At 50.2% G+C, this 12818-nt stretch carries 12 protein-coding genes; 5 read left to right on the forward strand and 7 right to left on the reverse strand.

The features are described from left to right. Positions 1-14 precede the first annotated feature (14 nt). The gene (locus C1752_RS08180) at positions 15-1526 is read right to left on the reverse strand and encodes a DUF8648 domain-containing protein (RefSeq protein ID WP_110985576.1); all 1512 of its coding nucleotides are present in this window, start codon (positions 1524-1526) and stop codon (positions 15-17) included. Between the two features lie 282 nt (positions 1527-1808). After that, on the reverse strand, positions 1809-3956 hold the full coding sequence (gene glgX, locus C1752_RS08185) for a glycogen debranching protein GlgX (RefSeq protein ID WP_110985577.1): 2148 nt from the start codon (positions 3954-3956) through the stop codon (positions 1809-1811). 385 nt (positions 3957-4341) lie between these two features. On the opposite strand from glgX, the gene nusB reads away from it, so the two are divergent. After that, the gene (gene nusB, locus C1752_RS08190; protein WP_110985578.1) at positions 4342-4971 is read left to right on the forward strand and encodes a transcription antitermination factor NusB; all 630 of its coding nucleotides are present in this window, start codon (positions 4342-4344) and stop codon (positions 4969-4971) included. 35 nt (positions 4972-5006) lie between these two features. Here the strand turns inward: nusB and C1752_RS08195 are convergent, their stop codons facing one another. Both C1752_RS08195 and C1752_RS08200 read right to left on the reverse strand, forming a co-directional pair. Beyond that, positions 5007-6182, reverse strand: a complete 1176-nt coding sequence (locus C1752_RS08195) for an FAD binding domain-containing protein (RefSeq protein WP_110985579.1) — start codon at positions 6180-6182, stop codon at positions 5007-5009. After that, complete coding sequence (locus tag C1752_RS08200; RefSeq protein ID WP_110985580.1) at positions 6179-6829, reverse strand: DsbA family oxidoreductase; 651 nt, start codon at positions 6827-6829, stop codon at positions 6179-6181. Before C1752_RS08200 ends, C1752_RS08195 begins: the two co-directional genes overlap by 4 nt. Positions 6830-6937: 108 nt before the next feature. On the opposite strand from C1752_RS08200, the gene C1752_RS08205 reads away from it, so the two are divergent. Further along, entirely contained in the window at positions 6938-7858 is a 921-nt protein-coding gene (locus tag C1752_RS08205) for a LysR family transcriptional regulator (RefSeq protein WP_110985581.1), read from the forward strand. 55 nt (positions 7859-7913) lie between these two features. On the opposite strand, the gene C1752_RS08210 is transcribed toward C1752_RS08205, so the two are convergent. Further along, a complete protein-coding gene (locus tag C1752_RS08210) occupies positions 7914-8732 on the reverse strand; it encodes an AraC family transcriptional regulator (RefSeq protein ID WP_110985582.1) in 819 nt (272 codons plus the stop codon). 270 nt (positions 8733-9002) lie between these two features. Between C1752_RS08210 and C1752_RS08215 the strand changes: the two genes are divergently transcribed. Genes C1752_RS08215 through C1752_RS08225 form a run of 3 tightly spaced genes read left to right on the forward strand, consistent with a single transcriptional unit; the run spans position 9003 to position 11053 of the window. Then, positions 9003-9770, forward strand: a complete 768-nt coding sequence (locus C1752_RS08215) for an SDR family NAD(P)-dependent oxidoreductase (RefSeq protein ID WP_110985583.1) — start codon at positions 9003-9005, stop codon at positions 9768-9770. Between the two features lie 47 nt (positions 9771-9817). Next, positions 9818-10309 carry a carboxymuconolactone decarboxylase family protein gene (locus C1752_RS08220; protein WP_110985584.1) on the forward strand — a complete coding sequence of 164 codons (492 nt, stop codon included), beginning with the start codon at positions 9818-9820 and terminating at the stop codon, positions 10307-10309. Between the two features lie 9 nt (positions 10310-10318). After that, positions 10319-11053 carry an SDR family oxidoreductase gene (locus C1752_RS08225; protein WP_110985585.1) on the forward strand — a complete coding sequence of 245 codons (735 nt, stop codon included), beginning with the start codon at positions 10319-10321 and terminating at the stop codon, positions 11051-11053. A 120-nt stretch (positions 11054-11173) separates the two neighbouring features. Here the strand turns inward: C1752_RS08225 and C1752_RS08230 are convergent, their stop codons facing one another. Both C1752_RS08230 and C1752_RS08240 read right to left on the reverse strand, forming a co-directional pair. Then, positions 11174-12085, reverse strand: coding sequence for a DUF4336 domain-containing protein (locus tag C1752_RS08230; RefSeq protein ID WP_110985586.1), 912 nt, complete (start codon positions 12083-12085; stop codon positions 11174-11176). A 433-nt stretch (positions 12086-12518) separates the two neighbouring features. Then, on the reverse strand, positions 12519-12809 hold the full coding sequence (locus C1752_RS08240) for a DUF3593 domain-containing protein (RefSeq protein WP_110985587.1): 291 nt from the start codon (positions 12807-12809) through the stop codon (positions 12519-12521). Between the last annotated feature and the right edge of the window lie 9 nt (positions 12810-12818).

Genomic DNA, 12818 nt, shown 5'->3' on the forward strand with positions numbered 1-12818 from the left:
TGGTGGGGCTGTGTTTACCACCCACTCTCAATGCTGCTCATCGCTTGTACATGGGCTGGATCATCAGCCTGTACGTCACTATCTTCAATCACGTATACGTCATGGATGGCCCTTCTAGCATTATCCGCAATGACCGCATTGGTGAGTAAACTCAGTGCTTCTGGTTGATCAAGATTATTCAGTGCTCCTGCATATTTGCGGCTGTGGGTAGGGCGAACAGACTCTTGGCAATAGCTAGAAAGTTCACGACTGGCCGTCATTACTTCATAGGCAAACTGCTTTTCTTGGTCGTTGCCAAAGAGGGCGGTGTATAACAGATTGATCATTGATGAGTCGTGGACCTGGATCTTGTATTTGGTTGTGATTTGAGACCAGTATCTCAAGGCCTTGAGGCCCTCTAGCCCGCCTGTATTGAGACCGGAGTTCTCACACCACCGCTCAAATTCTTCGACATTGAAGGGACACCGCTGCTGCGATCGCATAAATTTAGCCAGCACTTGACCTGCCTGGAAATTTCGTGTGGGTTGTCCCGTCACCGGCAGCATCATGCTGCCCCGCACATCTGCCACCATTGCCGTGAGCTGGGAGAATGTATGGTCGCGCACCTTTTCCATGTTGCCTCCCGAGTTGAGTGTGGCCTCAATGCGAGGTACACCATAGCCTAACTCTGTTAGTTCAATGGGCTGGTTGTTGTAGAGTGCATTTCGATCTCGGCGAGACATAGAAACGGTGGCTGCTTGATCCAGGCACTGATCTAGCAGTAGCGTAAGTAAAGTTGGCAGAATGCCAGGGTTCTCCCGATGGTATTCATAGCCAAACCCAGCGAAGATTGAGGCCATGTTTTTTGCCGCTTTAATATACTGGGCCTCAATATTGTGAACACCGGGTGAAACCTGGATATTAGGGGAGAGCTTATCGAGCATTCGCGCCCCCAGTAAGGCCGTTAGAGCATTAGGGTGACAAAAATTAGCTGTGAAGCTATCTACGGGAGCACGTAGAGCGCCATGGCGATGAAAACCTGTGAAGAAGGCTAAATTAGGCTGTTTTTCGCACAGTACATAGGCATCGTTCAGCACCGCATCGTGACTGAAGGATCCGGCAAGGCAGGCTAAGACAACCGTCTTGCGACCCAGCTTCTTTCTCAACCGACAGGCTTCCTCTAGATCTTGCTCAATGTAATTACTGTTGGCGCTCAAAATGACGAGGTCACACTCTAAAATCAAATCTTCTAGCGTATTGGCAACCCACTCGTCGTTCTTTTTTGTGTGTGCAAGATTATGCATGCTCACCACATAATCTCGGTCCATGCCTTGGATGGCTTCTTTAGAAAATGCACCCATCAGTTCTCGCCCTGGACGAGGTGCTAGCAGCAAAGATGAACCGCCAGCCTGCATGACTGCGTTGTACACCAGTGATCCTGGATAAAGGCCAATACTATAGAGGCCAATCTTTGCCTGCTCCAGCTCACGAATACGCCTGTTGATATTGGCTTTATCTAAAGACTGCTCAAAGAAACTATTCTGCATTACGCTCCGTGCTACGCGACAGCTTTGGGAAATAGATGATAGACACTCTTCCCTAACCTGAGCCTAACAGCTCAGGTAAACCAAGTTTTTCCCTCAGACAAAGAATTGGGGTTGATCGCCCTTTGCCCTCAAGTGAAGAGGGCAGAAGTCGATGCCATCGTTTGCTTCCCTCAAAAACTTTGACCACCATGATAAAACGTCTGCATCGATCAATCTATTCTTTATTCTCTTATCACTTGAGCAGTTCTGACTGACGTGATGATTGATAGTGAGTGCCTAGTATTAGTCTTCTTCTTCTGCTGAGAGCTTGCCGAGTCGTTTCAGCACCATGACTGAGCGAGCTGCCACCGCAAGCGGCTGATCTTCAAGATAGCGCTTCCCTCGCTGGACAAATCGGGGCTTCGTGGTGTTGATCAAAATAGACCATTCCCACGCCTGCAGGTCAGGATGCAGATTGAACTCTAACGTTTCGTGGTGGGCGTTGAAAAACATCAGAAAACTGTCGTCAATGATCCGTTCGCCGCGCTCGCCCATGGTGGCAATCTCTTCGCCGTTTAAGAGAATTGCGATCGCTTTAATAAATCCGTCCTGCCACTGCTCCTCTGTCATTTCGCTGCCGTCTACATCAAACCAGACAATATCGCGGACCTCAGACCCGTGAATGGCCCGCCCCTGAAACCACTTGCGACGGCGAAAAATTGGGTGGCGGCGGCGCAGATCAATCAACTGGCGCGTGAAGTCTAAAAGCGCCTCGTTTTCTTCTGGCAGATTCCAGTCAATCCAAGAGATCTCGTTGTCTTGACAGTAGGCATTGTTGTTGCCCCCCTGAGTGCGACCCATCTCATCACCGCTGACGAGCATGGGCACTCCTTGAGACAGAAGTAGCGTGGCTAAAAAATTTCGCCTCTGCTGTTTCCGCAGCTCAATTATCGCTGGATCATCTGTTTCCCCTTCCGCGCCGCAGTTCCAAGAGCGACTATGGCTATCGCCGTCTCGGTTATCTTCGCCATTAGCCCTGTTGTGCTTTTCGTTGTAGCTAACCAAATCATTGAGGGTAAAACCATCGTGGGCGGTCACGAAGTTGATGCTAGCGTGGGGACGCCGACCATTGATCTGATAAAGGTCAGAACTGCCCGTTAACCGATAGGCAAATTCAGCTAAGCCACTTTCTTCGCCGCGCCAAAAATCGCGCACGGTGTCGCGGTACTTGCCGTTCCACTCGGACCATAGCAGCGGAAAGTTACCCACATGGTAGCCGCCTTCGCCGACATCCCAAGGTTCAGCGATCAGCTTCACCTCAGCGAGCACTGGATCTTGGTGAATGATGTCAAAGAACGAAGCCAGGCGGTCTACAGAATAGAACTCCCGCGCCAGCGCCGTGGCTAAGTCAAAGCGGAACCCATCGACGTGCATCTCTAGCACCCAGTAGCGGAGGCTGTCCATAATTAACTTCAGCACTTGGGGGTTACGGACGTTGAGCGAGTTGCCGCACCCCGTAAAGTCCATGTAGTAGCGGGGATCCTCTTCTACCAGGCGATAATAGGTGTAGTTATCAATGCCGCGCAATGAGAGGGTTGGTCCCAGTTGGTTGCCTTCGCCTGTGTGGTTGTATACCACATCTAAAATCACTTCAATGCCGCCCCGGTGCAGCGCCTTGACCATTTCCTTAAATTCCTGCACCTGTCGCTCGGCCTTGCCGGCAACATAGCCAGCATGAGGTGCGAGGAAGGCAATAGAGTCGTATCCCCAATAGTTTTGCAGCTCTTTGTCAGCAAGATGACCTGGCTGGGAAAGAAAGTGGTGGACGGGCATTAGCTCGACTGCCGTCACCCCTAAAGACTGGAGATGGGAGATGGCGGCAGGATGGGCAAGCCCTGCATAGGTACCGCGCAATCGTTTGGGAATTTCGGGATGTAGCTGGGTAAATCCTTTGACGTGCGCTTCGTAAATAATAGTCTCGTGCCAGGGTGTTTGTAAAAGCTGATCACCTTCCCAGTCAAAGGCTTCGTCGATGACGATTGCCTTGGGGACGAGGTGCGCGTCGTCTATTTCTGAAAAAGAGATGTCTTCATGGTGGTCTTCCCAAGCATATCCAAAGAGGTCGGGACCAAATTCGATTTCTCCGTCTAATGCTTTGGCATAGGGGTCAATCAACAGTTTGTAAGGATTGAACCGATGACCGGCTTTTGGATCATAGGGACCGTGAACCCGGAAGCCATAGCGCTGACCAGGCCCAATGGAGGGAAGGTAGCCATGCCAGGTAAAGTTCCGAACTTCGGTGAGTGGGATGCGCGTCTCGCGCCCTCTTTTGCCAAACAAGCAGAGTTCAACACCTGTTGCATGTTCAGAGAACAGCGCGAAGTTCGTGCCCTTACCGTCCCAAGTTGCCCCTAGAGGGTAGGGTTTACCTGGCCACAGCGATAGATACATACTGCCTCAGCTCTACGAAAGTTTAAAGATGCCCCCGACTTTGCGCGGGGAAACTTGGACATAACTCTATGAATTATAGATTTAGCGGCTGAATCGTGCGTCCATCCTTGGATACAAACGGGGCTAAAGACATAGGTAGTTGCCTTTTCAATCATCTCTTTCTCTGCCTGCCATGACTGGAAGACAAGCTTTGATAGAAAAGCAAGCATGGGATTTCTATCAAAGCCTCTATGCAAGAGAGGAGATGCTCTCTTGTGCAAGATCATGCTCAAGGCTGTGGTCCAAGACATAAATTACCATTTCTAATGGCGTTGTTGATCCGACTCCGCCAGGGCTATGGGAAAGGCACTACACTGGTTGAGCTATCGTTTATTCTGCCCTTGAAATGCAACCTCGCCGAATTGCCCGTGAATTGGCTCTACTGAGCCTTAGCCAACTGCCCAGCAAGCCTAAAAAGCTGGAAGAGCAGACGCCCCAGACTGTCATGCTGACGGCTATTCGCGCATTGACAGGAGAGGTGCAGGATGCTTTGGAAATGGCCTCGGCAGATCTAAAGCGTGGCAATGATTTGCTTCGGGATAGTGAGTTTCGTGCGGTTGATTTGAAGAGTTCTCAGGCAATGGTGGGAGATGCGATCGCACGTACTCAAACTGCTATCAATCGCCTTGGTTCAGCCGTGGAGCTACCGGAACTCATGCAGCTGGGTGACCAGCAGGAAGTGCGAGATTACACCATCCAAATTGTCAGCACCTGCAACCAGTACCGCCAAGAGGTCGATGAACTGCTAGAAGCCTCGCTACAGGACTGGCAGCTCACACGCCTTGCAAAAGTAGATCAAAATATCCTTCGGATTGCGGTTGTCGAAATGGTCTACCTAGCGCTGCCGGATCGAGTTGCCATCAACGAAGCTGTGGAGCTAGCCAAACGCTACAGCGCCGAAGAGGGGCATCGATTTATCAACGGTGTGCTGCGGCGCGTCACGAAACAGTTGCCTGCGGCCCCTCAGCAATCTTGAACGGCAAACCTTGAAGTCTGATGGTCTTAGATTTCTCAAGCGGCTTCATGATCTGAATGTTCGTGCCGCTCCTTGCCGTATTTAAACTGAGAACGCTCACCCAGCTCTTGGCCTACTTTCCATAAATGCATTCCCAATCGCAGTTGATTGGCTTCCCAAGCGTCTAGTGCTTTGGGGACATCGTGATTTTGGGCGGTTAGAGCCTCGGTGAGTGCGATCGCATTGGCTGCCCCTTTAGAAACACTAGCTGCCGTATGAGGACGAGGAACAAAGGCTGCATCCCCAACCAAGGCAACACGATCAAATGCCATTTGCGGCACGCCCAGATCTAGAATTGCTTGAACAAACGGCTCCTGGGTTGCAGCCACAAGCTGCTGAAAAGGCGGTGCAAGTACTTGATCCGCATACGATCGCATCTGCTGCTCAACGTCTAAAGCCATCATTCCCGGCGGAATCGAGTAGTCGCGGCGCTTACCGTTTTTATCCGTGAGGATAGATGCAAGTTCAGTGGCCTCGTCATAGTTGACGTACCACACCCAGTTAAAACGACGCTCTCCAGGAATAAGTGACTCGTTTTCCCCTGGAATTACATATTGAAGAATATGGGAGTTGGGAAATTGAAAGAAGACAAACCGCTCTCGCATTAGATTTGCCGCTACGCTGTCAAGTTCCGCTTCATCCACCAAGCCACGATAGGCAACATAGCCTGCGTAGCTCGGCTCATAGCTTGGGAGGAGCTGGCTTCGCACCGTCGAGTTAGGACCATCTGCACCAATCAACAAACTGGCCGTATCTTGAGTATCGTCAGTGAAAGTAGCCGTGACCTGTTCTCTCTCCTGCTGAAACGTCTTCAGCGTTTTGCCTTGGTGATAATGTTCTGTCGGGAGATGCCGCCGCATCGTACCGTAGAGCAAATTCCAAGAGGTCAACGTCTGGTGCATCATCATCCGCTGAGCAATGCTACCGTCTTGTTCGAGGTAGAGCCGCTCGTTAGCGATAACACCCAGTGGAGCTTCATAGGCAACACCGGCCTGATGGAAGGCGGCCAGTACGTCTGGCTGCAGTACAACCCCGCCGCCACGACTGGCGAGCGTATGGGAAGAACGTTCGTAGATATCGACCTCCCAGCCGATTGAGCGCAGCAAGATTCCTGTGAATAGTCCGCTCAGCGATCCGCCAATGATGATGGCGCGTTTATCTGTGGATTTCATTTCGCAACCTCCGCTTTCTCTCGCAAGGCATTTTGTAGGGCGGTTGAGTATGCCTCAACAGACTGAGCACCCGATAGAATTTCCTGTCCAATCTGAATGCTAGGGACACCTTGAATACCGCGAACCATGGCCTGACGTTCTGACTCGCGCACGTCTTCAGTACCAGCATCAGAGCGAAGAAAAGCCCTCACCGTTTTTCTATCTAGACCCACTTCATCTGCGAGATTTGCTAAGACCTCAGCTTCAGCAATATTTTGTCCTTCTGTGAAATATGCCTTCAGAATGCGTTCAGCCATTTCAGTTGCTTTGCCGACCTGTGCTGCAAATCCTGTGAGGCGATGTGCCTTTAGCGTGTTGGGTGTCACCTCCATCAGGTCATAGCGAAACTCAATGCCGTCGTTCTGGGTCGCCTGGACCGTTTTTGCATCGAGCAGTTGAGAATACTCCCAACTGCCAAACTTATTCGAGCGATAGGTTTGGCGATCGATTCCCGCTGCAGGCATGTCTGGGTTTAGCTCGTAGGGATGCCAGATACGTTCGATCTTGACTGTTGGATTGAGCTGGTCAAGGGCACAATTTAGCCTAGCCTCGGCAACCAAACACCAGGGACAAATAAAGTCTGACGTTATCTCTATTTTCAAAGCCATGCTGACTGCCTCCTTTTGGGACAATCTCACCATAACTCCACTCAATAGAGATGTTAATATAGCTCTCGGGCTAAACACCTTTGCGTTTTGCGCAAAAAAGAGTTCAGTATGGATCAGTTTTCGGCAATGCGAGCCTTTACAAGAGTGGCGGCGACCGGGAGTTTTTCAGAAGCCTCCCGGCAGCTTGGGGTAGCTGTTTCTTCAGTCACTCGCCAGGTGAATGCTCTAGAAGCGATGCTGAACACACAACTTTTCAACCGCTCGACGCGTAGCGTGACTCTTACGCCGCAGGGACGTAGATATTACGACAAAGCCATCCTCATTCTCCAAGACGTTGAGGCCGCGAATCTCTCAGTATCAGAACAAGACGAAATACCACGGGGATTATTGCGGGTCAGCTTGCCCGTTGCCTTCGGGCGGCTCCACATTGCGCCACTGCTGGGGGATTTTCTGTCTCAATATCCTGAAATGCAGTTAGATTTGATTTTCAGTGACGGACTTGCTAACCCGGTGGAAGAGGCGCTGGATCTGGTCATTCGGATCTGCAATCTCGATCGCTCCGGCGTCAATTGGATCCTTCGTAAGCTTACCTCTCACACTCGAAAGGTCTGCGCCAGTCCGAGCTACCTTCAGGAGCATGGCATCCCCATGCATCCGGACGATTTAGCGGATCACAATTGTCTCTGCTTTAGCTACTCCATTGGGCATGATACTTGGCGATTTAAGCGAGATAGTGAGATCTGCGAAGTGAAGGTCAATGGCTCTTTGGTCGCGAATAACTCAGAGGTTTTACGTCAGCTTTGTCTAGAGGGTGCAGGGTTGATTTTGATGCCCACTTGGTTGATTGGCGAGGATATTTGTGAAGGACGTTTGCAGACTGTCTTGGATGATTTTCAGTTTTACCCTCACACAGATGTTGATACTGGCGTTTATGCGCTTTACCTACCCAATCGACGCCACTCTCTGAGAGTGAAGACGTTTGTTGATTACCTGACTCAGCGACTTAGTCATTCATCTGCTTCTGGCTAGATAAGAAGAAAAACGCTCTAACTAAGTTGACTGCATTTACGGCTCTATAGTCGGCTCAACTCTTCAATCTTTCAATATCTCTCCTGGGTGGCGCACCAAACATACGGGAATATTCACGGCTAAACTGCGAGGGACTTTCATAACCGATCTGATAGGCCGTCTGAGCCGCATCAGTACTCTCAGTAAGCATCATCTGACGCGCTTTCAATAGTCTTAGCTGTTTTTGGTACTGCAGCGGACTCATTGAAGTGACCTCTTTAAAGTGGCGATGAAATGACGATGAAGACATATTAGCCTGCTCAGCTAGGGCCTCAACTCGCAGTGGCTTTGTGAAATCAACGTTGATTTGCCTGAGCACCTCAGCAATTCGCTGCATAGTGCTGCCAGATGTGGCGATCTGACGCACCGCTTCGCTTTGTTCACCGATTAGAAGGCGGTAATAGATTTCACGGATAATCATTGGTGCCAAGAAAGGGATATCCTGTGGCGCGTCCAACAGTTGCGTCAGTCGGGTGGCACAATCAATTAACGGTAAATCGGCATTATTGACAAATAAGCCTCTCACCGAGTTCTCTTTTTTATCTTTAATCGGTCTGACTTGAGCAATAATGTCGCAGAGTTGAACGGGGTCTAACGTCAGCTTGAGTCCTAAGTAAGGCTGACTGGTTGTTGCCTCCACCGGAAAGCCACAGATCGGTAAGTCAACTGAAACCACTAGATATTGGGCAACGCCATAGTAATAGGTTTCATCGTTGAGCAATACTTCTTTTTTGCCCTGAACGATGATAGCAAGGGTTGGTTCACAGACCCCCTGAAGTGTTTTTGCGGTAGATTCCCGCATGAGGTCTAGTTGATTGATGGCAGTTGTATGCATACCATCTCCCTTGCCGTCAGTATGCCGAGCTACCAATGCCGCTAATTCGCTGCATTTGCTGATTGTCGTCCTGTGACTCAGTACCTTATCCACCGCGTTGAATCCTTCATTGATTTCACTACTCCTGTGATCTCATTGTAGAAAATGTTTTTCTTGCCAATACTCCATTTGAGAGGATTAGGCAATTATCTGAGAAGTTTGTGTATTTAGCGTCAAGATTTTTGCGCCTACGATGAAACTATGTCAAAAGAACCATGAAAGGATAAGGCAATGGTAAACGACGCAACAAAAATTGCTTTGGTGACAGGATCGAGCCGGGGGCTGGGCAAAAACACTGCTTTAGCACTGGCAAAAAAAGGAGTGAATGTCATCGTCACATATCACAGCAGCGAGGCGGAAGCCGATCGTGTTGTGGCTGCGATCGCAGAACTGGGTCGTGAAGCTGTTGCCCTACAGCTCGACACATCTAGCACGAAAAACTTTGATGCGTTTGCAGTGCAAATCAAACAAGTCCTGAAAGACAAGTGGCAAACAGAGCAGTTTGACTTCTTGGTCAGCAATGCCGGAATTGGCATCAACCAACCCTTTTTAGAGACAACCGAAGCAGACTTTGACTGCCTGATGAATATTCAGTTGAAGGGCGTGTTCTTCTTGACGCAAAAACTGCTGCCGCTGATCAAGGATGGCGGACGGATTATTAATATCTCATCGGGTCTGGCTCGATTTGCGCTACCAGGATATTCTGCCTATGCCGCAATGAAGGGAGGCATCGAGGTGTTGACCCGCTACTTAGCAAAGGAGCTGGGTGAAAGGCAAATTGCCGTCAACACGATCGCTCCTGGTGCCATTGAAACAGATTTCGGCGGCGGCGCAGTGCGTGACAATCAACAGCTCAATGATTTTGTTGCTTCGCAAACGGCTCTGGGCCGCGTGGGTGTGCCGGACGACATTGGAGGTGCGATCGCATCTCTACTCTCCGAAGAAAACCGTTGGGTCAACGCCCAGAGGCTTGAAGTCTCTGGCGGCATGTTTATCTAACTGACTAAACCCCAACAGCAAAAAATATCAGGGAAGGCATCAAAGCCATGAATCGACTGTTTCTGACCTCAGCAGTAGTGCTAGCCGTAGTGATAGTTTCAGAAACTCAAGCACAGGAGACCGTTCCGCAACCGCCAAAAGTCCTAACCCGCCAAGAGCGCGGCGAAAAAGTGATGAATAGCTTTTCACAAGGCCAGGGGCTACCACCACATTTCCAACAGCTCCAAAAGGATTTTCCAGAGCTGGCCGATCTAACGCTCAAATATGCTGTGGGTGATATTTGGGGGCGAGAAGTTCTAGACGACAAAACCCGACAACTGGTCTCTCTTGCCGGGTTTGCCGCAGAAGGGACGATGCCGCAGTTCAAGGTTCATGCCCAATACGCTCTCAACTACGGCGTGACACCAGAAGAGCTGATGGAAGTGATTTACATTACCACCGTTACATCCGGCTACCCCCGCGCTTTAATTGCTGCGGGAACGCTCAAAGAGCTGTTTCAAGAGAACAATGTCAAGTTTCCGGTTACGTCGCAGCAGTAGGAGATTTCAATGTCGAACTTAAATGGAAAGGTCATTGCGATTACTGGAGCCAGTAGCGGCATCGGTGAAGCTAGCGCCAAGTTACTCGCCGAAAATGGTGCAAAGGTTGTTCTAGGCGCACGGCGAATCGAAAAATTAGAGCAGATTGTCGAGGAGATCCGTGAACACGGCGGCACGGCGAAATGCAAAGCCGTGGATGTCACCCGTCGCGAGGATGTAAAAGCGTTTATTGAGTTTGCTAAAGACCAGTTTGGTCGTGTTGATGTCATCTTCAACAATGCAGGTGTCATGCCCTTATCTCCGTTGAACGCCTTGAAAGTCGAGGAATGGGATAACACGATCAACGTGAATGTTCACGGCGTATTGAACGGAATTGCAGCCGGTCTCCCCATTATGGAAGCCCAGGGCGGCGGGCACTTTATCAATACTGCATCCATCGGCGCACATGCAGTCTCGCCCACTGCGGCGGTTTACTGTGCAACTAAGTATGCCGTTTGGGCTATCTCCGAAGGGCTGCGGCAGGAATCGAAGAACATCCGCGTGACTACACTCTCTCCTGGTGTCGTCGAGACGGAACTCGGCTCAGATATTACAGATGAATCAGCCCAAGACTTTTTGAAGGAACTCCGTAAGAATGCCCTTAGTTCGGATGCGATCGCAAAGGCCGTTTTGTATGCTGTGTCCCAGACCGATGATGTCGATGTCAATGAGGTGATTGTCCGCCCAACCACAAGCACATTCTAAGCAAAAGGAAGTTCAGCGATTCAAACGAGACAGTGAGCTCTGCGAAGTGAAAGCCAATGGGGTTTTTTTTCGCTAATGACTCAGAAGTTCTGCGGCAGATTTGACAATATCTCCAGCCAATTAAGCGAGTGATGACTTGTCTGTTTCTGTCTTCACCAGACGTGGATAGACAATATCTGCCGTTAGGACGAGCAACAAATGAAACGGCAGGATGAGCAGCGTAAGGGTCGAAAATCTTGCTACGCCTAATGCAGCCTCAATCGGTTTGGGCTGAGGTTTTAACCAGTCGAATGCGGTCTTCAAAAATTCTAAGACCTGCACTCTACCATCGATGCATTGCCAAGGACTGTGAGCCACGATCAAATGCTCTGGTTCCCAGGCTTGAACGTTTGCGAAGGCTTGGCGCAGAGATTCACGGCCAAAGGAGTGTACAAGCTGTATTCCCCGTGGCGAGTGGCGATACATCTGGTTCCACCGCGTCGTAACCCGAGAGATGCCTGAGAACATCTCGGGGTCAAAATCCATAATCATGTCGGTGAAGATCACCGTTCGTGACTGGCAATGAAAAAAGACAATCTCGTCCAGCCAGCCGTTCCAGGATTTAAAGTTGAGCTGTTCAATCTGGCCCTCCCATTCGGGTTCTGGTACACCAGTAGACAGGGTTGTTTCAAACGTCAAGTCTTTGCGCTTTGGCGGCAGTCCCGGAGAAGCGTATAGTTTGGCATCGGGGTAGGCTGCACTCCAGTCTGACAGGCGTAAATGGTGAATATGGTTAGGGGAGACCAAATATTTGACCGTTCCAAGGGCATCAATCTCGTTGCGAATGGCCGGATTTAGCGCGATCGGAGAATGGATAAACAGGCTGCCATCTTCGAGGCGGATGACAACAGTACGGTGTGTGTAGGGATAGCGAGGTTGTGCCGGTGGCCGGTAGTAGACGAAGTTATCTGCCTTAAGGGTCCAAATGTTGGCAGCGACTTCAATCAGAGGACTCTTTACATCACTGGGAATGGGGCGCAGTCCAAGTTCCATCCGGTACCCTCTCTTTAGAATGCGACAGATTTAATTAGAGCCTTAATCGCATTATCCCCCGAGTCAACGGTCTAAGACCAAGAGGGTTGGTTAAAGTCTGCGATCGCTAAATCCACAAACGCTCTAACCTTCGGTGTCATATATCGACTCGAAGTAAACAGTGCAGAAACCGGTACGGCTACTCTCTCCCAGTCTGTACCGAAGCAGTCCGCGAGGCTCTCCCTGGGCACGGGCAATGCAGGCTTTCGAGACGACTGACCACGCGGCTCACATGCGCCTTGTCTTTACCTAAGTGTATTGGCCCAGTCTGGACACGATGCTAGCCGAGGTCGGCGACCCTGCTAAATTGCGCCGATGGTTGTGCCTATCTGGCATCAGAGGTGGCAGGCTATATTACTGGGATGAGCCTGACCATTGACGGCGGTGTCAATGTCTAAGCCTCTCGCTTCTCCTGAATGGCCTGCCGAAACCCCAGGACAATGAAAATGTTGGAGAGTGTTAGAAACACTTCTGCTCCGCCATGTAAAAAGTCAACATCGGCTAGGGTCAGGCCATATTTTTGAAGTGCATACACCCCTGCTGGAATTGTCACTGCAACGAATAGCAGCGTTAGGTAAAAGCCAATTATCGCTAGGCGAGGAAACAGGCCCGATTTGGTCACGACCCATAAAAAGCCTAGATAGGGAAAGAGTGACAGTGCAAAGAGGGTGTCCTTAGAAATCATGATTGGGGT

This window comes from Acaryochloris thomasi RCC1774 (assembly GCF_003231495.1).
Taxonomy (GTDB): Bacteria; Cyanobacteriota; Cyanobacteriia; order Thermosynechococcales; family Thermosynechococcaceae; genus RCC1774.